The sequence below is a fragment of the Streptomyces sp. NPDC020747 genome (assembly GCF_044334695.1).
GTDB lineage: Bacteria > Actinomycetota > Actinomycetes > Streptomycetales > Streptomycetaceae > Streptomyces.
The window spans coordinates 181099-207918 of the sequence record NZ_JBIRTJ010000014.1 but is presented as its reverse complement, the minus strand read 5'-3'; the positions used below and the strand labels follow the sequence as shown (position 1 = coordinate 207918).

The 26820-nt window shown below is 69.6% G+C and carries 25 protein-coding genes; 14 read left to right on the top strand and 11 right to left on the bottom strand.

Annotated elements, in window-relative coordinates; translation table 11 throughout:
- The first annotated feature begins 2 nt into the window (after positions 1-2).
- Both ACH4YP_RS33360 and ACH4YP_RS33355 read left to right on the top strand, forming a co-directional pair.
- Positions 3-1367 (top strand): carbohydrate ABC transporter permease, encoded by a 1365-nt coding sequence (locus ACH4YP_RS33360; protein WP_398494507.1) that lies wholly within the window; start codon positions 3-5, stop codon positions 1365-1367.
- The gene (locus tag ACH4YP_RS33355) at positions 1364-2203 is read left to right on the top strand and encodes a carbohydrate ABC transporter permease (protein ID WP_398494506.1); all 840 of its coding nucleotides are present in this window, start codon (positions 1364-1366) and stop codon (positions 2201-2203) included. The genes ACH4YP_RS33360 and ACH4YP_RS33355 overlap by 4 nt, the downstream gene beginning before the upstream one ends.
- Positions 2204-2452: 249 nt before the next feature.
- On the opposite strand, the gene pgl is transcribed toward ACH4YP_RS33355, so the two are convergent.
- Genes pgl through tkt form a run of 5 tightly spaced genes read right to left on the bottom strand, consistent with a single transcriptional unit; the run spans position 2453 to position 9163 of the window.
- Complete coding sequence (gene pgl / locus ACH4YP_RS33350) at positions 2453-3235, bottom strand: 6-phosphogluconolactonase (protein ID WP_398494504.1); 783 nt, start codon at positions 3233-3235, stop codon at positions 2453-2455.
- Positions 3235-4380: a glucose-6-phosphate dehydrogenase assembly protein OpcA gene (gene opcA / locus ACH4YP_RS33345; protein ID WP_398494502.1), complete on the bottom strand. Its 1146-nt coding sequence runs from the start codon at positions 4378-4380 to the stop codon at positions 3235-3237. The genes pgl and opcA overlap by 1 nt, the downstream gene beginning before the upstream one ends.
- Positions 4377-5900: a glucose-6-phosphate dehydrogenase gene (gene zwf / locus ACH4YP_RS33340; RefSeq protein ID WP_361065715.1), complete on the bottom strand. Its 1524-nt coding sequence runs from the start codon at positions 5898-5900 to the stop codon at positions 4377-4379. Before zwf ends, opcA begins: the two co-directional genes overlap by 4 nt.
- A gap of 4 nt (positions 5901-5904) precedes the next feature.
- Complete coding sequence (gene tal / locus ACH4YP_RS33335; protein WP_361065718.1) at positions 5905-7023, bottom strand: transaldolase; 1119 nt, start codon at positions 7021-7023, stop codon at positions 5905-5907.
- Positions 7024-7057: 34 nt separating this feature from the next.
- A complete protein-coding gene (gene tkt, locus ACH4YP_RS33330) occupies positions 7058-9163 on the bottom strand; it encodes a transketolase (protein WP_398494499.1) in 2106 nt (701 codons plus the stop codon).
- 355 nt (positions 9164-9518) lie between these two features.
- On the opposite strand from tkt, the gene ACH4YP_RS33325 reads away from it, so the two are divergent.
- The 4 genes from ACH4YP_RS33325 to ACH4YP_RS33310 all read left to right on the top strand — a co-directional run bounded on the left by ACH4YP_RS33325 (position 9519) and on the right by ACH4YP_RS33310 (position 13084).
- On the top strand, positions 9519-10484 hold the full coding sequence (locus tag ACH4YP_RS33325; RefSeq protein ID WP_361065794.1) for a heme o synthase: 966 nt from the start codon (positions 9519-9521) through the stop codon (positions 10482-10484).
- 107 nt (positions 10485-10591) lie between these two features.
- Positions 10592-10948: a hypothetical protein gene (locus tag ACH4YP_RS33320; protein ID WP_361065722.1), complete on the top strand. Its 357-nt coding sequence runs from the start codon at positions 10592-10594 to the stop codon at positions 10946-10948.
- Between the two features lie 238 nt (positions 10949-11186).
- A complete protein-coding gene (locus ACH4YP_RS33315) occupies positions 11187-12293 on the top strand; it encodes an amidohydrolase family protein (RefSeq protein ID WP_398494497.1) in 1107 nt (368 codons plus the stop codon).
- Positions 12294-12334: 41 nt separating this feature from the next.
- On the top strand, positions 12335-13084 hold the full coding sequence (locus ACH4YP_RS33310; protein ID WP_398494495.1) for a nucleotidyltransferase domain-containing protein: 750 nt from the start codon (positions 12335-12337) through the stop codon (positions 13082-13084).
- A 48-nt stretch (positions 13085-13132) separates the two neighbouring features.
- Here ACH4YP_RS33310 and ACH4YP_RS33305 read toward each other — a convergent pair whose 3' ends face one another.
- The 4 genes from ACH4YP_RS33305 to ACH4YP_RS33290 form a co-directional block, all read right to left on the bottom strand.
- Positions 13133-14140 (bottom strand): heme A synthase, encoded by a 1008-nt coding sequence (locus ACH4YP_RS33305; RefSeq protein ID WP_398494493.1) that lies wholly within the window; start codon positions 14138-14140, stop codon positions 13133-13135.
- A gap of 78 nt (positions 14141-14218) precedes the next feature.
- Positions 14219-15031 carry an ABC transporter permease gene (locus tag ACH4YP_RS33300; RefSeq protein WP_398494491.1) on the bottom strand — a complete coding sequence of 271 codons (813 nt, stop codon included), beginning with the start codon at positions 15029-15031 and terminating at the stop codon, positions 14219-14221.
- Positions 15028-15951 (bottom strand): ABC transporter ATP-binding protein, encoded by a 924-nt coding sequence (locus ACH4YP_RS33295; protein ID WP_398494490.1) that lies wholly within the window; start codon positions 15949-15951, stop codon positions 15028-15030. Before ACH4YP_RS33295 ends, ACH4YP_RS33300 begins: the two co-directional genes overlap by 4 nt.
- A 68-nt stretch (positions 15952-16019) precedes the next feature.
- The gene (locus ACH4YP_RS33290) at positions 16020-16862 is read right to left on the bottom strand and encodes an aminoglycoside N(3)-acetyltransferase (RefSeq protein WP_398494488.1); all 843 of its coding nucleotides are present in this window, start codon (positions 16860-16862) and stop codon (positions 16020-16022) included.
- Positions 16863-17022: 160 nt separating this feature from the next.
- Here ACH4YP_RS33290 and ACH4YP_RS33285 point away from each other — a divergent pair, with 160 nt between their 5' ends.
- From ACH4YP_RS33285 to ACH4YP_RS33250, 8 genes are all read left to right on the top strand, one after another.
- On the top strand, positions 17023-17754 hold the full coding sequence (locus ACH4YP_RS33285; RefSeq protein ID WP_143637377.1) for a metalloregulator ArsR/SmtB family transcription factor: 732 nt from the start codon (positions 17023-17025) through the stop codon (positions 17752-17754).
- Positions 17751-19175: a Fe-S cluster assembly protein SufB gene (gene sufB / locus ACH4YP_RS33280; protein WP_361065742.1), complete on the top strand. Its 1425-nt coding sequence runs from the start codon at positions 17751-17753 to the stop codon at positions 19173-19175. The genes ACH4YP_RS33285 and sufB overlap by 4 nt, the downstream gene beginning before the upstream one ends.
- Positions 19176-19259: 84 nt before the next feature.
- Complete coding sequence (sufD, locus tag ACH4YP_RS33275; protein ID WP_398494485.1) at positions 19260-20444, top strand: Fe-S cluster assembly protein SufD; 1185 nt, start codon at positions 19260-19262, stop codon at positions 20442-20444.
- Positions 20444-20785 (top strand): non-heme iron oxygenase ferredoxin subunit, encoded by a 342-nt coding sequence (locus tag ACH4YP_RS33270; protein ID WP_361065748.1) that lies wholly within the window; start codon positions 20444-20446, stop codon positions 20783-20785. Before sufD ends, ACH4YP_RS33270 begins: the two co-directional genes overlap by 1 nt.
- A gap of 7 nt (positions 20786-20792) precedes the next feature.
- Complete coding sequence (gene sufC / locus ACH4YP_RS33265) at positions 20793-21557, top strand: Fe-S cluster assembly ATPase SufC (protein WP_361065751.1); 765 nt, start codon at positions 20793-20795, stop codon at positions 21555-21557.
- Positions 21554-22810 carry a cysteine desulfurase gene (locus ACH4YP_RS33260; RefSeq protein WP_361065754.1) on the top strand — a complete coding sequence of 419 codons (1257 nt, stop codon included), beginning with the start codon at positions 21554-21556 and terminating at the stop codon, positions 22808-22810. Before sufC ends, ACH4YP_RS33260 begins: the two co-directional genes overlap by 4 nt.
- 15 nt (positions 22811-22825) lie before the next feature.
- Positions 22826-23293, top strand: a complete 468-nt coding sequence (sufU, locus tag ACH4YP_RS33255) for a Fe-S cluster assembly sulfur transfer protein SufU (RefSeq protein WP_398494482.1) — start codon at positions 22826-22828, stop codon at positions 23291-23293.
- Complete coding sequence (locus ACH4YP_RS33250; RefSeq protein WP_107017666.1) at positions 23290-23622, top strand: metal-sulfur cluster assembly factor; 333 nt, start codon at positions 23290-23292, stop codon at positions 23620-23622. Before sufU ends, ACH4YP_RS33250 begins: the two co-directional genes overlap by 4 nt.
- A 120-nt stretch (positions 23623-23742) precedes the next feature.
- On the opposite strand, the gene ACH4YP_RS33245 is transcribed toward ACH4YP_RS33250, so the two are convergent.
- Together ACH4YP_RS33245 and ACH4YP_RS33240 are read right to left on the bottom strand one after the other, a co-directional pair.
- Positions 23743-24609, bottom strand: coding sequence for an AbfB domain-containing protein (locus ACH4YP_RS33245; RefSeq protein ID WP_398494480.1), 867 nt, complete (start codon positions 24607-24609; stop codon positions 23743-23745).
- A gap of 437 nt (positions 24610-25046) precedes the next feature.
- Positions 25047-26798 carry a hypothetical protein gene (locus ACH4YP_RS33240; protein ID WP_398494478.1) on the bottom strand — a complete coding sequence of 584 codons (1752 nt, stop codon included), beginning with the start codon at positions 26796-26798 and terminating at the stop codon, positions 25047-25049.
- Between the last annotated feature and the right edge of the window lie 22 nt (positions 26799-26820).

The window sequence follows — 26820 nt, the reverse complement described above, 5'->3', positions numbered from 1 at the left end:
CCGTGACCGCCACGCTCCTGAAAGAGGCGAGCCCGCCGCCCGTCGCCCCGGCCGACCGCGACCGCAAACGGCGGGCCCGGCGCCGGGCCCGGTTCATCGCCCTCGCGTTCGTCCTCCCCGCCCTGCTCCTGCTCGGCGCGCTCGTCGTCTACCCCGTGCTGTTCTCCGTGGGCCGCAGCTTCTTCGACGCCTCCGGCAACCGGTTCGTGGGCGGCGACAACTACACCGAGATGTTCCGCGACCCCGCCACGCTCAAGGCCGTCCGGAACACGGCCATCTGGGTCGTCATCGCGCCGACGCTGCTCACCGGTCTCGGTCTCGTCCTCGCCGTCCTCGTCGAGAAGATCCGCTGGGCGACGGCGTTCAAACTCCTGCTGTTCATGCCGATGGCCGTCTCCTTCCTCGCCGCGGGCATCATCTTCCGGCTCGCGTACGACGAGGACCCCGAGAAGGGCGTCCTGAACGCCGCCGCCGTCTCCGTGCACGACGCCTTCAAGGACGCGTCGTCGTACCCGAACGCCCGGGCCCGCGACGGCCAGGGCCTGACCAGGGCCGCCGACGGCTCGTACGGTACGACGGCCACGGCGTCCCCCGGCGACACCGTCGGGCTCGGGCTGGTCGGCGTACGCGCCGAGGATCTGCCGGGGAGCGCGCAACCCGCGTACCGGGCGGTGACCGGGAACGCGTCCGCCGACGAGCTGCGCGGCGTCGTCTACCTGGACTTCACGCGTGGTGGGGGAGGGGAGCAGGGCAAGGTCGACAGGACCGAGAGCGGGCTGCCGGAGATGAGGGTCGACGCCGTGCGCGACGGTTCGGCGGCCGCGAGCACCACCACCGCGGCGGACGGCTCCTTCCGCTTCCAGGGGCTCGATCCGGGCTCGTACACCGTGCGGCTGCCCGCCTCGAACTTCGCCCCGCCGTACGAGGGCGTCTCCTGGCTGGGTCCCGCGCTGGTGACGCCCGCCATCATCGGCGCGTACCTGTGGATCTGGACCGGGTTCGCCATGGTGCTGATCGGGGCCGGGCTCGCCGCGCTGCCGCGTGACGCGCTGGAGGCGGCGCGGATGGACGGCGCGGGCGAGTGGCAGATCTTCCGGCGGATCACCGTGCCACTGCTCGCGCCCGTCCTCACCGTGGTCTTCGTGACCCTGGTGATCAACGTGATGAAGGTCTTCGACCTCGTCTACATCATCGCGCCGGGTCCGGTGCAGGAGGACGCCACCGTGCTCGCCACCCAGATGTGGCTGGTGTCGTTCGGCGGCGGCAACAACCAGGGCCTGGGCAGTGCGCTGGGAGTGCTGCTCCTTCTCCTGGTCATCCCCGCCATGGTCTTCAACGTCCGCCGTTTCCGAGGGAGTCAGCGATGAACGCGATCAGGCGGGGGCTCGCCAGCAGCCTCGTGCAGGCGTTCCTGGTGCTGGTCGGCCTGGTCTGGCTCACTCCGCTCGCCGGGCTGTTCCTCTCCTCGCTGCGGTCGGCACAGGAGACCGCGACGGGTGGCTGGTGGACCGCGCTGGCCTCTCCCAGCCAGCTGTCCTTCGACAACTACTCGGCGCTGCTGGGCAATTCGGGGATGACGCAGGCCTTCTGGAACACGGTGCTGATCTCGGTGCCGACCACGTTCCTCGTCGTCGTGATCGCCGCGCTCGCCGGATATGCCTTCGCCTGGCTGGACTTCCCCGGGCGTGACCCCCTTTTCCTGCTGGTGGTCGCGCTGTTGGTGGTGCCCGTGCAGATCGGGCTGCTGCCGGTGGCCAAACTCTTCGGGGAGTTGGGGCTGTTCGGCACGATTCCCGGAGTCGTGCTCTTCCACGTCTCGTACGGGCTGCCGTTCGCGATCTTCCTGCTGCGGAACTACTTCGCCGAGATGCCGAAGGAGATGCTGGAGGCGGCGCGCATGGATGGCGGTGGGGAGTGGCGGATCTTCACTCGGCTCGTGCTGCCGGTCGGGCGTCCGGCCATCGCCAGTCTCGCCATCTTCCAGTTCCTGTGGGTCTGGAACGACATGCTGGTCGCGCTGCTGTTCGCCGACAGTTCGGCGCAGCCGTTGACGGTTGAACTCCAGTCGCAGATACGGCAGTTCGGGAGCAATATCGATGTGCTCGCGCCTGGGGCGTTTCTGTCGCTGGTGGTGCCGGTGGTGGTGTTCTTCGCTTTTCAGCGGCACTTTGTGCAGGGGGTTATGGCGGGGTCGGTGAAGTAGCCGTCGGCTGGGGGCACCCACGGGTTTTTCGCCCCCGCCGCCCCTTCCCGTCCCGTCCCGTCCCTGGGGGCTGCGCCCCCAGACCCCCGCTGTCGCGCCGGCGCGCTCGTCCTCAAACGCCGGACGGGCTAATAGTCAGCCCCTCCGGCGTTTGAGGAGCGGGGGTTCGGGGGCTGGCCCCCGAGGAAGTGACGGGAATGGGTAGGGGCGGCGGGGGCGAGAAAACGCCCCCACCGCCCCCACCACCCGTCAGGGTGAAGCCGGCGGATACAGCGACCGCGGCAGCTGGGACGCAGCCGCGGCGTCCAGCAGCCACAGGGTGCGCGACCGGCCACGCGCGCCCGCGGCCGGCGCCTGGATCTCTCCCGCGCCGGACAACGCGATCGCCGCCGCCTGCGCCTTGTCCGACCCCGCCGCGAGCAACCACACCTCCCGCGCCGCCCGAATCGCGGGCAGCGTGAGGGTGACCCGGGTCGGCGGCGGCTTGGGAGCGCCGTGCACCCCCACCACCGTCCGCTCCGTCTCGCGGACCGCCGGCAGCTCGGGGAAGAGCGACGCCACATGCGTGTCCGGACCGACGCCGAGCATCAGCACGTCGAAGGTCGGAACCGGACCGTGGTTCTCCGGCCCGGCGGCCACGGCGAGTTCGGCCGCGTAGGCCTCCGCCGCCGCGTCCGCGTCCTTGCCGTGGGGCCCGTCCGACGCGGGCATGGCATGCACGCGCTTGGGATCCAGCGGCACCGAGTCGAGCAGCGCCTCACGGGCCTGGGTGACATTGCGCTCGGGGTCGCCCTCGGGCAGGAACCGCTCGTCGCCCCACCACAGTTCGAGCCGCCCCCAGTCGATGGCGTCCCGGGCGGGCGCGGCAGCGAGCGCCGCGAGGAGCCCGTTGCCGTTGCGGCCACCGGTCAGCACGACCGAGGCGTAACCGCGCGAGGCCTGTGCGTCCACGACCTTCGTGATGAGCCGGGCCGCGGCGGCCTGGGCCATCAGTTCCTTGTCACGGTGGACGACCAACTGGGGAGTGCTCACTACGAGTCCGCCTTCTTGACCGGGGGCATCTGGGCCGGAGTAGGACGGCCGGCGTCGCTGTCGCCCGCCGACCCCGCAGCGCCGGACGGAAGAGCCGGTGCGGACGTCCGGGCCGGGGCCGCCGGCTCCGCCGTGGCCTCCGAGTCCGGCACCTTCTGCCGGACCGGGAGCGACTCCGGGCCGCGGGCGGACGCCTCGGCCCGCTGCGAGGCCGACGGGATCCCGCCCAGCCGGTCCACCCCGAACCGCAGCGCGGACGCGTACGTGTCGTCGGGGTCGAGCCTGCGCAGCTCCTCCGCGAGCAGCTCGGACGTCTCACGCCGCTTGAGCGCCACCGCGCGGTCCGGCTGGCCGGGCAGCGCCAGCGTGGCCATCGCCCCGTCCGACCGGTGCAGCGTGATGGGGCCGCCGGTCGTCTCCAGGCGCACCTGGGTCAGGCCGGGACCCGCGGAGACGGCCCGCCTGACGTGCACGTGGAGCCGGTCGGCGAGCCACATGGCGAGCAGCTCGACGCTCGGGTTGGCCTCCTCGCCCGCCACCTCGACGGAGACGACCTCACAGTCGATCTGGTCGAGGGCGGCGGCCAGCATCGAGCGCCACGGGGTGATCCGGGCCCAGGCCAGATCGGTGTCGCCCGGCTCGTAGCTCTCGGCCCGGGACCGCAGCTCGTGGACGGGCTTCTCGGCCGCGTAGCTGTCGGTGACCCGGCGCTGGCCCAGGGCGCCCAGCGGGTCGCCCGCCGGATCGCGCGGAGCGTCCACCGACCACCAGACCACCACCGGCGCGTCCGGCAGCAGCAGCGGCAGGACGACGGACTGGGCGTGGTCGGAGACCTCGCCGTACAGCCGCAGGATGACCGTCTCGCCGGTGCCCGCGTCCGCGCCGACCCGCACCTCGGCGTCCAGCCGCGACTTCGTGCGGTCGCGGGGCGAACGCGAGACGCGCTTGATCACCACGAGCGTGCGCGAGGGGTGCTCGCGCGAGGCGTCGTTGGCGGCCCGCAGCGCGTCGTACGCGTTCTCCTCGTCGGTGACGATGACGAGGGTGAGGACCATGCCGACGGCGGGGGTGCCGATGGCCCGGCGGCCCTTCACCAGCGCCTTGTTGATCTTGCTGGCCGTGGTGTCCGTGAGATCTATCTTCATGGGCGACGCCAGCTCCGTCCGTCTCGCTTGAGCATTTCGTCCGCCTCGACGGGGCCCCACGTTCCGGACGGGTACTGCGCGGGCTTGCCGTGCTTGTCCCAGTACTCCTCGATCGGGTCGAGGATCTTCCAGGACAGCTCGACCTCCTCGGTGCGCGGGAAGAGGTTCGAGTCGCCCAGGAGGACGTCCAGGATCAGGCGCTCGTACGCCTCCGGGCTCGACTCCGTGAAGGACTCGCCGTACGCGAAGTCCATCGAGACGTCCCGGATCTCCATGGAGGTGCCGGGCACCTTGGAGCCGAAGCGGACCGTGATGCCCTCGTCGGGCTGGACGCGGAAGACGATCGCGTTCTGGCCCAGCTCCTCCGTCGCCGTGTGGTCGAAGGGGGAGTGCGGGGCGCGCTGGAACACGACCGCGATCTCGGTGACGCGACGGCCCAGGCGCTTGCCCGTACGGAGGTAGAACGGGACGCCCGCCCAGCGGCGGTTGTCCACCTCCACCTTGATCGCCGCGTAGGTGTCGGTCTTCGACTTGGGGTCGATGCCGTCTTCCTGGAGATAGCCGACGGCCTTCTCGCCGCCCTGCCAGCCTTCCGCGTACTGCCCGCGGACGGTGCTGGCGCCCAGATCCTTCGGCAGTTTCACCGCGCCGAGGACCTTGGTCTTCTCGGCGGCGAGCGCGTCCGCGTCGAAGGAGGCGGGCTCCTCCATGGCCGTCAGCGCCATGAGCTGGAGCAGGTGGTTCTGGATGACGTCACGGGCGGCGCCGATGCCGTCGTAGTAGCCGGCGCGGCCGCCGATGCCGATGTCCTCGGCCATCGTGATCTGTACGTGGTCCACGAAGGACCGGTTCCAGATCGGCTCGAACATCTGGTTGGCGAAGCGGAGCGCCAGGATGTTCTGGACGGTCTCCTTGCCGAGGTAGTGGTCGATGCGGAAGACCTGGTCGGGGGCGAAGACCTCCTCGACGGTCGTGTTGAGATCCTCGGCCGACTTGAGGTCGTGGCCGAAGGGCTTCTCGATGACCGCGCGCCGCCAGGAACCGCTCGACTGGTCGGCGAGGCCGTGCTTCTTCAGCTGCCGGATGACCACCGGGAACGCGGACGGCGGCACGGAGAGATAGAAGGCGAAGTTGCCGCCCGTGCCCTGTGCCTTGTCCAGTTCACCGATCGTCTCGCGCAGCCGCTCGAACGAGTCGTCGTCGTCGAAGGTGCCCTGGACGAAGCGCATCCCCTGGACGAGCTGCTGCCAGACCTCCTCACGGAACGGTGTACGGGCGTGTTCTTTGACGGAGTCGTGGACCTCCTGGGCGAAGTCCTCGTTCGCCCACTCGCGGCGGGCGAAGCCGACGAGCGAGAAGCCCGGCGGCAGCAGACCGCGGTTGGCAAGGTCATAAACAGCAGGCATGAGCTTTTTACGGGACAAATCGCCCGTGACCCCGAAGATGACGAGGCCCGACGGCCCCGCGATACGCGGGAGCCGTCGGTCCGCCGGGTCACGCAGCGGATTGCTGCTTGACAAGATTTCAGCCCTCCGAGGGGGCGAGGCGATCGAGCTCTGCCTCGGTCGACTTGAGCAGGTCGTTCCAGGACGCCTCGAACTTCTCGACGCCCTCGTCCTCCAGGAGCTGGACCACGTCGTCGTACGAGATCCCGAGCTTCTCGACCGCGTCGATCTCGGCACGGGACTGCTCGTACGTACCGGCGACGGTGTTGCCGGTGATCTTTCCGTGGTCGTCGGCGGCGGCCAGGGTCGCCTCCGGCATGGTGTTCACCGTGTTCGGCGCGACCAGGTCGTCTACGTACAGGGTGTCCTTGTAGGCCTTGTCCTTGACACCGGTCGAGGCCCACAGCGGACGCTGCTTGTTGGCCTGCGCCTTGTCGAGGGCGGCCCAGCGGTCCGAGGAGAAGACCTCCTCGTACGCCTCGTAGGCCAGCCGCGCGTTGGCGAGGCCGGCCTTGCCGCGGGCGGCCTTGGCCTCGGGGGTGCCCAGGGCGTCCAGCCGCTTGTCGATCTCGGTGTCCACGCGGGACACGAAGAACGACGCCACGGAGTGGATGCCGGACAGGTCGATCCCGGCGGCCTTGGCCTTCTCCAGGCCCGCGAGGTAGGCGTCCATGACCTCGCGGTAGCGCGCCAGCGAGAAGATCAGCGTGACGTTGACGCTGATGCCCCGGCCGATCGTCTCGGTGATCGCGGGCAGGCCCGCCCTGGTCGCCGGGATCTTGATGAGCGTGTTCGGACGGTCGACGAGCCAGGCCAGCTGCTTGGCCTCGGCGATGGTCGCCTCGGTGCTGTGCGCCAGGCGCGGGTCGACCTCGATGGAGACCCGGCCGTCCTGGCCCTGCGTGGAGTCGTAGACCGGGCGCAGGATGTCGGCGGCGTCACGGACGTCCGCCGTCGTGATCATGCGGATGGCCTCTTCGACGGTGACCTTGCGGGCGGCGAGGTCACTGAGCTGCTGCTCGTAACCGTCACCGCTGCTGATCGCCTTCTGGAAGATCGACGGGTTGGTGGTGACGCCCACGACGTGCTGCTGGTCGATCAGTTCGGCGAGGTTGCCGGACGTGATCCGCTTGCGCGACAGGTCGTCCAGCCAGATCGCGACGCCTTCCTCGGAGAGGCGCTTGAGTGCGTCTGTCATGGAAAATGCATCTCCTACGTGTCGTATGTCAGCGTCAGCGCTGGGCTGCGGCGATCCCAGTAGTTGAATTGAGCACAGTCCGGGCGACGTTCGCGACGTTCTCGGCAGTGAACCCGAACTCCTGGAAGAGCACCTTGCCGTCGGCCGAAGCACCGAAGTGCTCCAGGGAAACGATGCGGCCGGCATCCCCTACGTACTTGTGCCAGGTGAGACCGATACCGGCCTCGACCGCGACCCGTGCCTTCACGTTCGGCGGCAGGACGCTGTCCCGGTACCCCTGGTCCTGCTCCTCGAACCACTCCACGGAAGGCATGGACACGACCCTGGTCGGGGTGCCCGCGGCCTCCAGCTCCTCACGCGCCCCGACGGCCACGTGCACCTCGGAACCGGTCGCGATGAGAACGACCTCGGGCGTCCCGGTGGACGCCTCGAAGAGCACGTAACCACCCTTCGCCGCATCCTCGTTGGCCTCGTACGTCGGTACGCCCTGACGAGTCAGCGCGAGGCCGTGCGGGGCGCCCTTGCCGAAGACCTTGGTGTAGCGCCGGAGGATCTCGCGCCAGGCGATCGTGGTCTCGTTGGCGTCCGCGGGACGGACGACGTTGAGGCCCGGAATGGCGCGCAGGGAGGCGAGGTGCTCGACCGGCTGGTGCGTCGGACCGTCCTCGCCGAGACCGATGGAGTCGTGGGTCCACACGTACGTCACCGGCAGGTGCATCAGCGCGGACAGGCGCACCGCGTTGCGCATGTAGTCGGAGAACACCAGGAAGGTGCCGCCGTAGACACGGGTGTTGCCGTGCAGCGCGATGCCGTTCATCTCCGCGGCCATGGAGTGCTCGCGGATACCGAAGTGGATCGTGCGCCCGTAGGGGTTCGCCTCCGGCAGCGGGTTGTCCGCCGGGAGGAACGACGAGGTCTTGTCGATCGTCGTGTTGTTCGAGCCCGCCAGGTCGGCCGAGCCGCCCCACAGCTCGGGGATGACCGCGCCGAGAGCCTGGAGCACCTTGCCGGAGGCGGCGCGCGTGGCGACGCCCTTGCCCGCCTCGAAGACCGGGAGCTTCTCCTCCCAGCCCTTGGGCAGCTCGGTCGCGGCGATGCGGTCGAACTCGGCGGCGCGCTCGGCGTTGCTGTTGCGCCACTCCTGGAAGGACTTCTCCCACTCGGCCTTGGCCTGACGGCCGCGCTCGCCCAGCGCGCGGGTGTGGGTGATGACCTCGTCGGAGACCTCGAAGGCCTTCTCCGGGTCGAAGCCCAGCACACGCTTGGTGGCCGCGACCTCGTCGTCGCCGAGCGCCGAGCCGTGCGCGGCCTCGGTGTTCTGCGCGTTCGGGGCGGGCCAGGCGATGATCGAGCGCATCGCGATGAACGACGGCTTGTCGGTCACCAGCTTCGCGGCCTCGATCGCGTCGTAGAGCGCGTGCGGGTCGAGGTCGCCGTCCGGCTTCGGGGCCACGCGCTGCACGTGCCAGCCGTACGCCTCGTACCGCTTGGCGGTGTCCTCGGAGACGGCCGTCTCCGTGTCGCCCTCGATCGAGATGTGGTTGTCGTCCCACAGCAGGACCAGGTTGCCGAGCTGCTGGTGGCCGGCCATGGAGGACGCCTCCGCGGAGATGCCCTCCTGGAGGCAGCCGTCACCGGCGATCGCGTAGATGAAGTGGTCGAACGGGGAGGCTCCGGGGGCCGCCTCCGGGTCGAACAGACCACGCTCGTAGCGGGCGGCCATGGCCATGCCCACCGCGTTGGCGACACCCTGGCCGAGCGGCCCGGTGGTGGTCTCCACGCCGGGCGTGTGCCCGTACTCCGGGTGGCCCGGGGTGCGGGAGCCCCACGTCCTGAAGGACTTCAGGTCGTCCAGCTCCAGACCGAAGCCGGCCAGGTAGAGCTGGGTGTAGAGGGTCAGGGACGAATGACCGGCTGACAGCACGAAGCGGTCGCGGCCGGTCCAGTCGGGGTCCGCCGGGTCGTGCCGCATCACCTTCTGGAAGAGGGTGTAGGCGGCGGGCGCCAGGCTCATCGCCGTACCCGGATGGCCGTTACCGACCTTCTGTACGGCGTCGGCGGCCAGGATGCGGGCGGTGTCGACGGCCCGCTGGTCCAATTCGGTCCACTCGAGGTCTGTTGTGGTCGGCTTGGTGCTCACCCTGGGTCAGGGCTCCTCTCCACATGTTCCACATGTCGAATGCCGGTGCACGTCGCGCCCACCGGCTCGCTGTCGAGCCTACCCCCGTAGGAACGCGCATTTTTTCGAGTCATTCCAGACTGCCGGGACTATGCCTCTTCCGCCTCCCGACCGGCGCGTTCCGTGTTCGGCAAGTGAATACGGAGCCGCTCATCCGACTGCTCAACGCATTGCCGATCAGTCCTGCGCGGAGGCCTTTCAACACGACCCGACCCCCGCGAAGGCCGGGGTCTGGGCAACGTCTACAGTGGCGTGGTACGCGCGAGCCTTTACCGGGAGTTCACACCGGGAGCTCGCTGAAATGTCTCTGTCAGGGGTGTGCGTGACGGCCGTTGAATCCCGTCCTGCGGGTGTGCTCGGGGCGAGTCAGGGCGCGAAGCGGGGCACGAACCACCGGCCGTTCTGGGCTCGGGTCAAGGCGTTCGTCGCTCTCACCAAGCCGCGGATCATCGAACTGCTGCTGATCACCACCGTTCCGGTGATGTTCCTCGCGCAGCAGGGCGTCCCCGATCTGAAGCTGGTGCTCCTCACCTGTCTCGGCGGCTACCTCTCCGCGGGCGGCGCCAACGCCCTGAACATGTACATCGACCGTGACATCGACGCGCTCATGGAGCGCACCGCTCAGCGTCCACTGGTCACCGGCATGGTCAGCCCACGCGAGTGCCTCGCCTTCGGCATCACGCTCGCGGTCGTCTCGACGCTGCTGTTCGGACTCGCCGTCAACTGGCTGTCGGCCTGGCTGTCGCTCGGAGCGCTCCTCTTCTACGTCGTCGTCTACACGATGATCCTCAAACGCCGTACCTCGCAGAACATCGTGTGGGGCGGTATCGCCGGCTGCCTTCCGGTGCTCATCGGCTGGTCGTCCGTCACGAACTCCATGTCGTGGGCGCCGATCATCCTCTTCCTCGTCATGTTCTTCTGGACGCCGCCGCACTACTGGCCGCTCTCCATGAAGGTCAAGGCCGACTACGCGCGCGTGGGCGTGCCGATGCTGCCGGTCGTCGCCTCCAACAAGGTCGTCGCGCGGCAGATCGTCCTCTACAGCTGGGCCATGGTCGCCGTCTCCCTGCTCCTGACGCCGCTCGGCTACACGGGCTGGTTCTACACGGTCGTCGCCCTCGTGACCGGCGGCTTCTGGCTCTGGGAGGCCCACGGGCTGCAGACCCGGGCCAAGGACGGCGCCGTGGGCGCCAAGCTGAAGGAGATGCGGCTCTTCCACTGGTCCATCACCTACGTGTCGCTGCTGTTCGTGGCCGTGGCGGTGGACCCGTTCCTCCGCTGACGCCAGGCTGAGGGGGCGCCCCGAAAGGGGCGCGGGGAACGGCGAGTGGCCAACCCCACGCACCACCCCCGTCGCCAGTGGATCTACCCGTCGGTAGCATCCTGGACATGGCAGACACCCAGCAGGTTGACGAGGGCGCCGGCACCAAGCAGGACGCCAAGGCCGAGCGCCGCGCGGCGAAGCTCGCCAAGCAGATCTCCTCCTTCGCGCAGGCCCACGGCGGCGCCGAGGGACAGATCGCGTACATCGGCCAGAAGGGCGCCCGGATCGTCCTCGTCGGCGAGGACGGCGGCTGGGGCGACCTCGTGGCCCCCACCTTCGCCATCGCCGAACAGGCCGTGAAGAAGTCCGGCATCACCGTCCACGACGACTTCGACGGCGAGTTCGCGAACAAGGTCAAGACGGGCCCGTACGAGTGGACCCGCATGGCAGGCATCCAACTGGGCGGCCCCAGCAACGACTGACCCGTGCCCCTTCAGGGGCGCGGGGAACTGCGCGAGCAACCACGACCGACCCGCAGCGCAGGAACTACCCGCGCCTACCCCCACTCACCGACCCGCACCCCCACCGCAGCCCTCCACCCCGCACCCACCCGCAAAACCCGCGGAGCGCTTCGCACGGGGTGTGGGTGGCCAACACCTGACACCCGGTTCACCCGTTAGGCCCTTTAATGAAGGCAGGGCCCATTCGCGGGGAGTCCGGATGATCGAAACGCCGTCGCTGGTGGATCAGTACTGCCACGGCGTGCTGCGGACGGAGCTGGGTCTCGGCACCTTCGAGGCCCACCTCGCCCGGGGCGAGGGCCCGCCCGCCGCCGGGACCACCTTCTTCGACACACAGACCGGTTTCGCCGTACGCCGCTGGTGTCCACCCCTGCTGGGCCTTGAGCCACACTGTCCGCCCGCCCGCTACCTCGCCCGACGCCGGGAACTCGGCGTCCTGGAGGCGGGGCGCAGGCTGCTGCGGGGGAGCGGGATCACGACCTATCTGGTCGACACCGGTCTGCCGGGCGATCTGACGGGGCCCGGCGAGATGGCCGCCACAGGGGCCGCGCACGCCCACGAGATCGTCCGGCTGGAGCCGCTCGCCGAGCAGGTCGCCGACACCTCCGGCACCGTCGAGTCCTTCCTCGCCAACCTCGCCGAGTCGGTGCACGGGGCGGCCGCGAACGCCGTGGCCTTCACCTCGGTGGCGGGCTTACGGCACGGGCTGGGGCTCGCACCCGAACCGCCAGGGCCGGGAGAGGTACGCGGCGCGGCGGGGCGTTGGCTGGCCGGGCGCCGGGTGGGCGGCGAACTGAGCGATCCGGTGCTGCTCAGGCATCTCCTGTGGATCGCGGTCGCCTCCGGTCTGCCGCTCCAACTGCACGCCGGGCTCGGCGAGTCCGGCCTGCGCATCGACCGCACCGACCCGGTCCTGCTCACCGACTTCGCCCGCGCCACGGCCGGCCTCGGCACCGACCTGGTCCTGCTGCACGGCTACCCGTACCACCGTCACGCGGCGCATCTCGCCGGGGTCTTCCCGCATGTGTACGCCGATCTGGGCGCCGCCCTCGTCCGCACCGGGGCCCGCGCCTCCGCAGTCCTCTCCGAGATCCTGGAACTCGCCCCCTTCGGCAAGCTCCTCTTCTCCAGCGGCGCACATGGCCTGCCCGAACTTCATGTAGTCGGAGCACGTCTCTTCCGCGAGGCGCTCGCCAAGGTGCTCGGCACCTGGGTGGCCGAGGGCGCCTGGTCGCTGGCCGACGCGCAACGGGTGGCGGGACTGATCGCGGCGGGGAACGCGCGACGGGTGTACGGGGTGGAGTGATACGGGTGTATGCGGCCGAGTGAGCTGTGCAGACTGTGTATATGACACGCAGCGACGCGACCGACCGGCTCCTGGACCGCTTCCGCACCGAACTGCGCGATCTCGACCCCGCCGCGGTGTGGGCCCATGGCTCGCTCGGCGGGGGCGACTACCGGGAGGGCATCAGCGACCTGGACCTGATCGTGGTCCTGGACGGCCCGATCACGGCGAGGACGCTCTGGAAGGTGGCCCGGCTGCATGCCCGGCTGCGTGCCGAGCCGCTCGTCGCCAAGCTGCACTGCAGCTATCTGACCCGCGCCACGGCCGACGGCGCGGAGCGGCGGCACCTCACCTGGGCGCAGCAGCAGCTCTTCAAACGGACGGTCACGCCGGTGACCCGGCGCGAGCTGCACACCTTCGGGCTGGTCCTGGAAGGAGAGCCGCCCGGGAGTCTGCTGCCCCCGGTGACCGACGACGAACTCGCCGAGTTCGTCGTGCGGGACCAGCGGGACTACTGGCGACGCCAGGTGGACCGGGCCGACAACTGGACGCAGGACGTCTGGGTGGATCTGGGGCTCGTCACCCACGCCCGTGCCACGGTCACGCTGAAGGACGGGCGGCTGATCACCAAGCGGGAGGCACTCGACCTGCTGCCCGGTCTCGGCACGCCCGCCGAGCTGGTCGCGGACGTCGGACGGCGGCGGTACGAGGAGCCGGGGGCACCGGTCCAAGAGTGGACGGCCCGCAGGGCGGAGCTGACCCGCGGCTACCTCGGCCCGGCGATCGACCGCCTGGTGGCCGCGTACGAATGACCTGTGAACACCTCACGTGACGGGCGCCTCACATGACCTGCACGGCGCTCACGCGCGCGAGAGCGACGACTGTGTCGACTGGGCGGGCAGGTCCGCCACGACCTCCGGCCGTTCCCGCAGCGCCAGCAGGACGCGGAGTGTGGCGATCCACACCAGGCAGGAGCCGAACATGTGGAGGCCGACCAGGACCTCCGGAAGGTCGGTGAAGTACTGGACGTACCCGATGCCGCCCTGCGCGAGTAGCACCAGGAACAGGTCGCGGGTGCGGTGCAGGGGCCCCTTGGGCGCGTCGACGGCCCGCAGGACGAACCACAGGGCGAAGGCCAGCGTCACCACGATCCAGGCCAGCACGGCATGCAGCTTGGTGACGTTCTCCCAGTTCAGCGGGATGCGCTCGACCTCGCTGGAGTCGCCCGCGTGCGGGCCCGCGCCGGTGACGACCGTACCCACCGCGATCAGCAGGACGGTGGTGGCGACGAGGATCCACGCCATCTGCTGCACCGGCTTGCCGACCAGCGGACGCGGGGCGTCGTCGCCCTCCCGGGTGCGCTGCCACATCACCGTGGCGACGGCGATCAGAGCGGTGGAGAGCAGGAAGTGGGCGGCGACCGTGTACGGGTTGAGGCCCACCAGGACGACGATGCCGCCGAGGACCGCGTTGCCCATGACGATCCAGAACTGCGCCCAGCCGAGCCGCGTGAGGCTGCGCCGGTAGGGCTTCTGCGAGCGCGCGGCGATGATCGCCCAGCCGACCGCGGCACACAGGACGTACGTCAGCATGCGGTTGCCGAACTCGATCACACCGTGCACGCCCATCGCGCTCGTGGTGGTGAGCGAGTCGTCGGTGCACTTGGGCCAGGTCGGGCAGCCGAGCCCCGAGCCGGTCAGCCGGACGGCGCCTCCGGTCACCACGATCAGTACCGCCATGACGAGCGCGGCGAGGGCGGCGCGCTGGACCGTCCTGGGCGACGGGGTCCAGCGTTCGGCGATGAAGGCGAGCGGGTTGCGCACGGCTTGGGCGGCGTCGGCTCGGGTCACGTTTGGCACGGGCTCCATCGTAGGGGGCCGCTTGTGCATGCTTTCACGAGCCCCCTCCCCTCGCCGGTCGCCGGCCATCGCCCGATCACTCCCAGGTCACTCCCAGCGGAAGAACTTCCCGGCGGCGGCGAGACCCACCACCGCCCATACGGCGAGGATCCCGAGGTTCCCCCACGGCATCCCGGCCCCGTGCTGGAGCACGTCCCGCAGGCCCTCCGACAGGGCCGAGATCGGCAGCAGGCCGAGCACCTCCTGGGCCGCGTCCGGGAACTTGTCCAGCGGGACGATCACCCCGCCGCCCACGAGCAGCAGCAGGAAGACCAGGTTCGCGGCGGCCAGCGTGGCCTCCGCCTTCAGCGTGCCCGCCATCAGCAGACCGAGACCCGAGAAGGCCGCCGTGCCCAGGACCAGGAGCAGCAGCACGGCGAGCGGGTTGCCCTGAGGCGACCAGCCCAGCGCCAGGGCGATCACCGTCACCAGGAGCACCTGAAGGACCTCGGTGACCAGGACGGAGAGGGTCTTGGCCGTCATCAGCCCCCAGCGCGGCAGCGGCGAGGCGGCGAGCCGCTTCAGCACGCCGTACCGCCGCTCGAAGCCCGTGGCGATCGCCTGGCCCGTGAACGCCGTCGACATCACCGCGAGCGCGAGAATGCCGGGCGCCAGGAAGTCGACCGCCTTGCCCTCGCCCGTGTCGACGATGTCCACCGCGCTGAACAGCACCAGCAGCAGCGTCGGGATGATCACCGTCAGGAGCAGCTGCTCGCCGTTGCGCAGCAGCATCCTCGTCTCCAGCGCCGCCTGCGCCGCGATCATGCGGGGGAGCGGGGCGGCTCCCGGCCTCGGCGCGTACGTGCCCGTGCCTTCGCCTGTGCCCTCGCCCGTGGTCCGGGCGTCCGTTCCCGCGGTCATCCGCGCAGCTCCTTACCGGTGAGTTCCAGGAAGACGTCCTCCAGGGTGTGCCGCTCCACCGAGATCTTCTCCGGCATCACCCCGTGCTGGGCGCACCAGGTGGTGACGGTCGCGAGCAGTTGCGGGTCGACCTTGCCGCCCACACGGTACGAGCCCGGTGTCAGCTCGACCGCCGTGCAGTCCGCCGGGAGGGCCTTGAGGAGGGAGGCCACGTCGAGGCCGGGGCGGCCGGAGAAGCGCAGGGTGTTCTCGGCGCCGCCGCGGCACAGCTCCTCGGGGGTGCCCTTCGCCACGACCCGGCCCGCGTCGATGATCGCCACGTCGTCGGCGAGCTGCTCGGCCTCGTCCATGTAGTGCGTGGTGAGGACGACCGAGACGCCGTCGGCGCGCAGATCGCGCACGAGGTCCCAGGTGGCCCGGCGGGCCTGCGGGTCGAGACCCGCGGTCGGCTCGTCCAGGAAGACCAGTTCGGGGCGGCCGACCACGGCCATGGCGAGCGCGAGGCGCTGCTGCTGGCCGCCGGAGAGCCGCCGGTACGTCGTGCGGCCGCAGCTGCCGAGGCCCAGGCGCTCGATGAGGGCGTCCACGTCCAGCGGGTGTGCGTGCAGCTTGGCCATGTGGCGGAGCATCTCGTCGGCGCGGGCGCCCGAATAGACACCGCCGGACTGGAGCATCACGCCGATGCGGGGGCGCAGCGCGGAAGCCTCGCGCACCGGGTCGAGGCCCAGCACCCGGACCGTTCCGGAGTCCGGCCTGCGGTACCCCTCGCAGGTCTCCACGGTGGTCGTCTTGCCGGCGCCGTTGGGCCCGAGGACGGCGGTGATGCCCGCCCGGGCCACCAGATCCAGGCCGTCCACCGCGGTTTTCCTGCCGTACCGCTTCACCAGGCCTTCGACCTGGACGACAGTCTCACTTCGCATGGGTGGCCTCGCTTCGCATGAGCGCCAAGTCTAGGGACGGGCGAGCGGGGCACGGAGGGCGGGTCGAGTCACGAGCGGCGTGAGGCGGGTGCGTCGTCGGTGACCCACTCCTCGCGCGAACGGTGCGTCTGAAGCCACCGCTCCGCGTACGCCACCGCGTCGGCCACGGGGAACAGCCGGGTGTCGGCCGCGCCCACCAGGCCCCGTACGACGGGACGGTCCCGTTCGAAGTCGGCGCCCAGTTCGTCGAACCGCTCCGAGCTGATCGAGACCTCGGTCACGAGCTCCCAGCGGGAACCCCCTTCGGGCGTACGGACCGGCCGTCCCACCTCGACACGCGGGGACGGTATCCGGTATTCGGCGAGGTGGAAGCTGGTGCAGGAGTCGTAGCCCGCGCCTAGCAGCAGGACGCGGGCGCCCATGGCCTCCAGGCGGGCCAGCGGGCTGCTCTCGCCGAGGCGGCAGTCCGGGGCGTGGTCCTCGACGATCTTCGCCGCGCGCGGTCCGATCGCCGCGAACGAGGTCTGCGGGTGCGCGCTGCGCAGGGCGCCCGGCCAGGTGCGTACGGCCTCCGGGACCACGCCCACCCCGCGCGTGGGCGTGATGAGCGGGTCGTACCCCGGCATCGTGGCGCGGATCGTCTCCCACCAGGCCTCGGGGACGGGCGGGCTGGTCCACAGGGCGGGGTCGGAGAGGCCGCCGGACTGGGTGGGGACCACGAGTGTGCCGTCCGGACCGAGCGCGTCGAGCAGCCCCTCGACGACGGCGACCGCGCCACCGTTGACCCATCCGAGGGACCGCAGCGACGAGTGCGCGAGGAGGGTCTCGCCGGGGCGTACGCCGAGCGCGCGCAGGTCCGCCGCGAGGGTGGCTCGGGTGACTAGAGGGCCGGTCGGAGGGGGTGTCGACATGGTTCGGGAGTCTCCCCGACAACCCTGCCCCCTGCCACCGAATTGATCGATCAAAGATCATTCCCGCAGGTCAGATTAGGTTTACCTAAGTGATGCACCGCACCCCTGTCGGCGTGGACGCGGCTTGTCAGTCTCTGAGGAATTACGCAACAATGGCGTTGTGAAAAACGTTGGCGAGGCCCCGCAGGAGGAGCTCGCGACCGGTGAGCGCTCCACGCGCAACCGTGTCGCGCGGTCCATCCTGGACCACGGCCCGTCGACCGTGACCGACCTCGCGGGGCGCCTGGGCCTCACCCAGGCCGCCGTGCGACGGCACCTGGACGCGCTCGTCTCCGACGACGTCGTGGAGGCCCGCGAGCAGCGGGTCTACGGCGCTCGTACGCGCGGGCGGCCCGCCAAGGTGTTCGCCCTGACCGACTGCGGCCGGGACGCCTTCGACCAGTCCTACGACAAGCTCGCCGCCGACGCCCTGCGCTGGATCGCGGAGCGCGAGGGCGGGGACGAGGCCCTCGTGGCCTTCGCCCGCGCCCGGATGGCGGCCCAGGCCGACACGTACCGCAAGGCCGTCGAGGCCGCCGCCCCCGAAAAGCGCGCCGAAGCGCTGGCCAAGGCCCTGAGCGCGGACGGGTACGCTGCTACGGCGCGCAGCGCACCGGTCGGCGAGCAGCTCTGCCAGCACCACTGCCCGGTCGCCCATGTCGCCGAACAGTTTCCGCAGCTCTGCGAGGCGGAGACCGAGATCTTCTCCCAGCTGCTCGGCACGCATGTCCAGCGGCTGGCCACCATCGCCCACGGCGACGGTGTCTGCACCACGTTCATCCCAAAGATTTCCAAGCACGATTTTCACGGCCATGACGCATCTGCCAGTACCGCCGGGAGGAACCCCGCATGACGCTCCCCATTGAGGAGACTGCCCACCCCGAGCTGGAGGGTCTGGGTACGTACGAATTCGGCTGGGCCGACTCGGACGTGGCCGGTGCCTCCGCCAAGCGCGGCATCAACGAGGACGTCGTCCGGGACATCTCCTCGAAGAAGAACGAGCCGGAGTGGATGACCAAGCTCCGTCTCAAGGGCCTGCGCCTCTTCGAGAAGAAGCCCATGCCGAACTGGGGCTCGGACCTCTCCGGCATCGACTTCGACAACATCAAGTACTTCGTGCGCTCCACGGAGAAGCAGGCGCAGTCCTGGGAAGACCTGCCCGAGGACATCAAGAGCACGTACGACAAGCTCGGCATCCCCGAGGCGGAGAAGCAGCGCCTCGTCGCCGGTGTCGCGGCCCAGTACGAGTCCGAGGTCGTCTACCACCAGATCAACGAGGAGCTGGAGGCGCAGGGTGTCATCTTCATGGACACCGACACCGCGCTGAAGGAGCACCCGGAGCTCTTCAAGGAGTACTTCGGCACCGTCATCCCGGTCGGCGACAACAAGTTCGCGTCGCTGAACTCCGCGGTGTGGTCCGGCGGCTCCTTCATCTACGTGCCGAAGGGCGTGCACGTCGAGATCCCGCTCCAGGCCTACTTCCGTATCAACACGGAGAACATGGGCCAGTTCGAGCGGACGCTGATCATCGTCGACGAGGGCGCCTACGTCCACTACGTCGAGGGCTGCACGGCCCCGATCTACAAGTCGGACTCCCTGCACTCCGCGGTGGTCGAGATCATCGTGAAGAAGGGCGCCCGCTGCCGCTACACGACCATCCAGAACTGGTCGAACAACGTCTACAACCTGGTCACCAAGCGCGCCGTGGCCTACGAGGGCGCGACCATGGAGTGGGTCGACGGCAACATCGGCTCCAAGGTCACCATGAAGTACCCGGCCGTCTACCTGATGGGCGAGCACGCCAAGGGCGAGACCCTGTCCATCGCCTTCGCGGGCGAGGGCCAGCACCAGGACGCCGGCTCCAAGATGGTCCACATGGCGCCGAACACCTCCTCCAACATCGTCTCGAAGTCCGTGGCGCGTGGTGGCGGCCGTACGTCCTACCGCGGTCTTGTCGAGATCGGCGAGGGCGCCCACGGCTCCAAGTCGAACGTGCTCTGTGACGCGCTGCTCGTCGACACCATCTCCCGCTCCGACACGTACCCCTACGTGGACGTCCGCGAGGACGACGTGTCCATGGGCCACGAGGCCACCGTCTCCAAGGTCAGCGACGACCAGCTCTTCTACCTGATGAGCCGGGGCATGACCGAGTTCGAGGCGATGGCGATGATCGTGCGCGGCTTCGTCGAGCCCATCGCGAAGGAGCTCCCCATGGAGTACGCCCTCGAGCTCAACCGGCTGATCGAGCTGCAGATGGAAGGCGCGGTCGGCTGACGCACCCCTTGCGTCCAGGCAGCAGGCGGCGCGTCTTCCGGGGCGAGCCGAGGAACGTAATAGAAAGCGAGCACTACGACAGCCATGGCTGAGGCTCAGAACTCCACGGTGGGGTCCTCCACCACCGCCGGATCGATCGCGGTGGCCGCCGAGTCGACCGTCGCCACGCGCATGAGCGCGCCCCCGTCCTTCGACGTGGCGGACTTCCCGGTCCCCCACGGCCGTGAGGAGGAGTGGCGGTTCACCCCGCTGGAGCGCCTGCGCGGGCTGCACGACGGCACCGCGGTCGCGACCGGCGTCGGCGTGAAGGTCGCCATCGACGCGCCCGAGGGCGTCACGGTCGAGACCGTCGGCCGTGACGACGCCCGGCTCGGCAGGGCGGGCACTCCGGTGGACCGCATCGCCGCCCAGGCGTACTCGGCGTTCGAGAAGGCCGGCGTGATCACCGTCCCCAAGGAGACGGTCCTCACCGAGCCGATCCGCGTCGCCGTGCACGGCGAGGGCGGCGTCGCCTACGGCCACCAGGTCGTGGAGCTCGGAGCCTTCGCCGAGGCCGTCGTCGTCATCGACCACACCGGTGACGCCGTGCTCGCCGCCAACGTCGACTACGTCCTCGGTGACGGCGCCAAGCTGACCGTCGTCTCCGTCCAGGACTGGGACGACAAGGCCGTCCACGTCGGCCAGCACAACGCGCTGATCGGCCGCGACGCCACCTTCAAGTCCTTCGTGGTCACCTTCGGCGGCGACCTCGTACGCCTCCACCCGCGGGTCGCCTACGCCGGCCCCGGCGGCGAGGCCGAGCTCTTCGGCCTGTACTTCACGGACGCCGGCCAGCACCAGGAGCACCGCCTCCTGGTCGACCACAACGCCCCGCACTGCAAGTCGAACGTGGCCTACAAGGGCGCGCTCCAGGGCGACGGCGCCCACGCGGTGTGGATCGGCGACGTCCTCATCGAGGCCTCGGCCGAGGGCACGGACACCTACGAGATGAACCGGAACCTGGTTCTGACCGACGGCGCCCGTGTCGACTCCGTGCCGAACCTGGAGATCGAGACCGGCGAGATCGTCGGCGCCGGACACGCCTCGGCGACCGGCCGCTTCGACGACGAGCAGCTCTTCTACCTGATGGCCCGCGGCATCCCGGCCGACGAGGCCCGCCGTCTGGTGGTCCGCGGCTTCTTCGCCGAGCTGGTCCAGCAGATCCGCGTCGCCGACATCCAGGAGCGCCTTCTCGCCAGGATCGACGAGGAGCTGGAGGCGTCCGTCTGATGACTGCCTCGTCGACGTTCGTACGCGCCTGTGGGCTGGACGAGCTGGAGGACGACACCCCCAAGAGGGTGGAGCTCGACGGCACGCCGGTCTCGGTCGTGAAGACCGAGGGGGAGGTGTTCGCGATCAACGACATCTGCTCGCACGCGAACGTCTCGCTCTCCGAGGGCGAGGTGGAGGACTGTCAGATCGAGTGCTGGCTGCACGGCTCCGCGTTCGACCTCCGCACCGGCAAACCGTCCGGCCTGCCCGCGACGCGCCCCGTCCCCGTATACCCCGTAAAGATCGAAGGGGGCAGCGTCCTCGTTGACGTACACGCCTCCCTCAACCAGGAGTCCTGAGGAACCCATGGCAACGCTTGAAATCCACGACCTGCACGTCACCGTCGAGGCCGACAACGCCACGAAGGAGATCCTCAAGGGCGTCGACCTCACCGTGAAGCAGGGCGAGACCCACGCCATCATGGGCCCGAACGGCTCCGGCAAGTCGACGCTCGCCTACTCGCTCGCGGGTCACCCCAAGTACACGATCACCAGCGGCACCGTCACCCTCGACGGCGAGGACGTCCTGGAGATGTCCGTCGACGAGCGCGCCCGCGCGGGCCTGTTCCTGGCGATGCAGTACCCGGTCGAGGTCCCCGGCGTCTCGGTCTCCAACTTCCTCCGCACCTCCGCCACCGCGATCCGCGGCGAGGCCCCCAAGCTCCGTCTGTGGGTGAAGGAGGTCAAGGAGGCCATGCAGCGTCTCAACATGGACCCGGCCTTCGCCGAGCGCAACGTGAACGAGGGCTTCTCCGGCGGCGAGAAGAAGCGCCACGAGATCCTTCAGCTGGAGCTGCTCAAGCCGAAGATCGCGATTCTCGACGAGACCGACTCCGGCCTGGACGTCGACGCCCTGCGTGTCGTCTCCGAGGGCGTCAACCGGGTCCGCGAGTCCGGCGAGGTCGGCACGCTGCTGATCACGCACTACACGCGCATCCTGCGCTACATCAAGCCCGACCACGTGCACGTGTTCGCGAACGGCCGCATCGCCGAGTCCGGCGGCGCGGAGCTCGCCGACCAGCTCGAGGCCGAGGGCTACGACAAGTACGTGAAGGGTGGCGCATCCGCGTGACACTGCTGCCGGGCCTCCTCGACACCGAGGCGATCCGCAAGGACTTCCCCATCCTGGACCGCACGGTCCACGACGGTAAGAAGCTCGTGTACCTGGACAACGCGGCGACCTCGCAGAAGCCGCGCCAGGTACTGGACGCCCTGAGCGAGTACTACGAGCGCTACAACGCCAACGTCCACCGCGGTGTGCATGTGCTCGCGGAGGAGGCCACGGCGCTGTACGAGGGCTCGCGTGACAAGGTCGCCGCGTTCATCAACGCGCCGAGCCGCGACGAGGTGATCTTCACGAAGAACGCCTCCGAGTCGCTCAACCTCGTGGCCAACATGCTCGGCTGGGCCGACGAGCCCTACCGCGTGGACCACGAGACCGAGATCGTCATCACGGAGATGGAGCACCACTCCAACATCGTGCCGTGGCAGCTGCTGGCGCAGCGCACGGGCGCGAAGCTGAAGTGGTTCGGCCTGACCGACGACGGCCGGCTCGACCTGTCCAACATCGACGAGATCATCACCGAGAAGACGAAGATCGTCTCCTTCGTGCTGGTGTCGAACATCCTGGGCACGGTCAACCCGGTCGAGGCGATAGTGCGCCGTGCGCAGGAGGTCGGCGCGCTGGTCTGCATCGACGCCTCGCAGGCCGCGCCGCACATGCCGATGGACGTACAGGCCCTGCAGGCCGACTTCGTGGCCTTCACCGGCCACAAGATGTGCGGCCCGACCGGCATCGGCGTCCTCTGGGGCCGTCAGGAACTCCTTGAGGACCTGCCTCCGTTCCTCGGCGGCGGCGAGATGATCGAGACGGTGTCGATGCACTCGTCGACGTACGCTCCCGCCCCGCACAAGTTCGAGGCGGGCACCCCGCCGATCGCGCAGGCGGTCGGCATGGGCGCGGCGATCGACTACCTCTCCGCGATCGGCATGGACAAGATCCTCGCCCATGAGCACGCGCTCACCGAGTACGCGGTGAAGCGGCTCGGCGAGGTCCCGGACCTGCGGATCATCGGCCCGACCACGGCCGAGGACCGCGGCGCGGCGATCTCGTTCACGCTGGGTGACATCCACCCGCACGACGTGGGCCAGGTTCTCGACGAGCAGGGCATCGCGGTGCGCGTGGGTCACCACTGCGCACGGCCCGTCTGCCTGCGGTACGGAATTCCTGCGACCACACGAGCGTCGTTCTACCTGTACTCCACGCCGACCGAGATCGACGCTCTGGTCGACGGCCTGGAGCACGTACGGAACTTCTTCGGCTGAGGAGCTGGCTGAGTCGTGAGGCTTGATTCGATGTACCAGGAAGTCATCCTGGACCACTACAAGCACCCCCACGGGCGCGGTCTTCGAGATGGCGACGCCGAGGTGCACCACGTCAACCCGACGTGCGGCGACGAGATCACGCTGCGCGTGAAGTACGACGGCACCAAGATCAGCGACGTCTCGTACGAGGGCCAGGGCTGCTCCATCAGCCAGGCCTCGGCCTCCGTGCTGAACGAGCTGCTCGTCGGCAAGGACCTGGCCGCGGCCCAGAAGATCCAGGAGACCTTCCTGGAGCTGATGCAGTCCAAGGGCCGTATCGAGCCTGACGACGCGATGGAGGAGATCCTCGAGGACGCGGTCGCGTTCGCGGGGGTCTCCAAGTACCCGGCCCGCGTCAAGTGCGCGTTGCTGAGCTGGATGGCCTGGAAGGACGCGACGGCCCAGGCCCTGGGCGAGGCCGACGCCGAAAGGAATACGGCATGAGCGAGACCATCGAGATGAAACCGGCCTCGGAGGAAGAAGTCCGCGAGGCCCTGTACGACGTCGTCGACCCCGAACTGGGCATCGACGTCGTCAACCTCGGGCTGATCTACGGCATCCACATCGACGACGCGAACATCGCGACGATCGACATGACCCTGACGTCGGCGGCCTGTCCGCTCACCGACGTCATCGAGGACCAGGCCAAGTCCGCCACGGACGGCATCGTGAACGAGCTCCGCATCAACTGGGTGTGGATGCCGCCGTGGGGCCCCGACAAGATCACGGACGACGGCCGCGACCAGCTTCGGGCGCTGGGCTTCAACGTCTGATTTCGTACGAACGCTTGATTTTACGTGTGCGGCCCCCGGCATGATGCCGGGGGCCGCGTTCGTCTGTCGTCCGGGCCGGGGAGAGCCGGTGTCGGCCGGCCCCGGCTGCCGGGGGGTCGCTCAGCCCAGGCCCTTCACGAGCCTGAACGCCGAGTCCGCCCGGTAGAGCTGGCTGTGGTCGGGTGATTCGAGGCGGACCTGGAAGTTGCGGTGGCGCAGGAAGCGGCCGCGGTAGTTGTACGACTCCAGCATGACCGCGCCGGAGAAGGACGACGCGCGGGGGCAGAACGTGGCGTCCTGCTTGAAGAGCTCGGAGCCGTTGTGGCGGTCCGCGCGGAGCCGGAAGTCGTAGTGGCGCAGATAGCGGTTGTTGCCCAGGGAGAAGGACACACAGCTGGAGTCGGCGATACCGGGGACGACCTTGAAGGTGGCCTCGGCCCTGGTCCACGACGAGCTGTGGGAGCCCACCTGGTCGAGCCGCACCGAGTCGCGGTCGAGGCGCCAGTAGCGGTCGGGGTAGTTGACCGCCTGGACGGACTTCTTCGAGGAGGCGGGCTTGGACGCGGGAGGCTTGTCGGCGGACTTGGACTTGGACTTGGACGGCCGCGGGACCGGCTTCGACTCGGTCCCGCCCTGCTGCTGGGCCTCGGGCGAGGTGGAGCCGTCCGTGACCGCCTTGGAGGACTCCGGGGCGGCGAGGCCGCTCTTCCCGCTGGGCGCGGTGGCGGGGGGCTGGCTGGGTATGAGCGGCTCGTTCGCCGAGGAGGTGGTGTTCTTCGTCTTCTCCTTCGCCGAGGTGTCCGGGTCGTCGTCCAGCACGACGACGGCTGTGATGGTGGAGGCGAGAACCGCCACGAGAAGTGCTCCCGCGAGCCAGAGCCTGCGGGTTCCGGGTACGCGTGACTCGTCCAGGGTTTCGCCGGTCTCCCACACCTTCGCGGGGCGGGTGGACGGGTCGGGAGCGGACCCGGGATTTCTTTCTGGCATGCGAGGTCCCCCAGCGTCGCCGAAGGCGGACGCGGATCGGTCATGTGGGTCGTGGCACAAGAGGAGGCGGAGGTCGCGGACACGCGTGACGGCTGTGGCCGGAGGATCGCGTGCGCGACGAGGGGAACATTAGTAGAACTTGTGGTCCCCGCGTAGCGTTTCTGAGAGCGGTTTCTGCCAGGAACGCCGGGGGTTCGGCGGCCAGTTGACGGTGATCGTCGGGTCCGACGGCCCGAGAAAGATAGTTCAAGGCTTAAGGATTCGAGATCAGGGCCGCGAGAGGGACGATCCCGGCGCCCGGGGCGGGGAGTTCGGGCGCCGGGCCGCCGGCGTCCCGGTGAGGCCGAAAGTTCCTCTCAGGGCCTAACTCGGTTACGGAAGAAGGCGCCTGAGGCGTCGCGAGGAGCGGTGTCCGACGTGAGTTGCGAGGACCGGTGTCAACGCGTCGCGAAGGCCGACAGGAGGGTGGCGATCCGTTCGCGGGTTCCGCCGTTCTGGACCGGGGCCGCCGTGAGCACGTCCAGGTGCTGGTAGCCGGGCAGGACCACGGGGTTCTTGTCCGCGGGGATGTGGTCCGCGAGGATCCCGTCGCCCGCGACGAAGGTGATCGTGGGGTTCGCCGTCAGACCGCCGGGATGCGCCATGTTCCGGGCGATGCGCGCGTCGTCGACCAGCGAGAGGTCGGTGATCAGCTTCGTCGGGAAGTAGTCCTCGGTGAAGTCCAGCGGCTGCTCGGAGAGGCTGCGGGCCAGCTCCCCGATGTCCGACACCTCCTTGGCGGCCGTCGTGAACGGTGTGCCGTCAGCGGAGCGGTGCACCGGGTCGTCCGACGCGCCCACCCGGTCGAAGTTCCGCCAGGTGTAGAGCGGGCCGGCCGGCTGGTCCGGGATCGCCTTCAACTCCGTACCGAACAGGGCCGGTGAGCCCTGTACGTCGTTCGAGACCGGGAAGTTCTTGTCCGCGAGCCGGCCGCCGTCGAAGAGGCCCACGCTGGTCTGGATGAAGGACAGCGGGGCCGAGTTGTCGTCCATGAAGGCGCCGAGGACCGCCGAGTTGGTGAGCTTGAAGTCGCGGATCGTGGGCTTGCCCGACAGGAACACGCCGGCGTCCTTGGAGAACATCGTGCGGGACGTCGTCTCGATGTTGGCGTTCTCGGGGAGGTCGTCCTGGAGCGTGGACCGGGCGTCGGGCGCGGTGCGCGCGGCGAGGCCGCTGATGGCGAGGACGTTCATGATCTCGGGGTTGAGCACCGCGGGGAGCGCGAGGAAGCGGGGCAGGACACCGCTGCGCAGACCGGCCTGTACGACGGTGTAGCCGAGGCCCGTCTCCGGGACCGTGCCCTTGGGCAGCAGGCCGCCGTCGAGGGTGCCCGAACTGCCGTTCAGGTCGTCGAGGTTGGTGGCGATCGTCGTGTCCAGGGCGAAGTAGCCCGCGCACTGGTTGAAGCCGGCGTCCGCCGTCGTCGTGGGGTTCCCGTCGAAGTCCCAGGTGGCGAAGACACCGGTGAGGACACCGCCGAGGGAGTGCCCGCCGCACATCACCTTCTCCTTGCGCAGCTTCTGACTGGGCAGTTCGGCGGACAGCAGGTCGTACTGGTCACGGACCGTGCGCTCCAGGCCGACGTCGGCGAGCCAGCCCGTCTGATCACTCGTCAGGAACCCGTCGAAGGAGCGTCCGTCGACCTTCTCGCCCTTGTAGTAGTAGCCAACAGCCTTGGCCGTGCTGCCCGTTGAGATACCGGCGTTGTCCTCAAGGCAGTTGGAGCGCCGGTCCAGGGCCCAGAACTCGATGTGCTCGCCCTTCTCGGCGGCCGTTTTCACCGTGTTGCGGGCCACGCTGTCGAAGGCGCCCGCACCCTCCAGGATGCCGGGCTGGGCGACGAGGATCCGGTCGGCGTCGGCGGACTTCGACGGTCCCTGGGAGGAGCGGTAGCGCAGATACGACAGCCGGTCGCAGCGTTCGGGGTGGCTGCCGACCGAGGCGGGCAGCGGGATCCGCACGGAGACCACGGTCTCGGTGATGCCGGCGACCGGGGAGGCCGAGGCCACCGGGGTCTCGGTGCGGGCGGCCTCCGCGCCGGCCGGTGCTCCGTCCGCCGAGGGCATCACGGTGAGCGCGGCCGTGCCGAGCGCCCCGGCGGTCAGGGCGCGCAGCCACCGGCCGCGGGGGCGGGGGATTCCTGTGCTCATGGTCTCTCCATCGGGACGACGG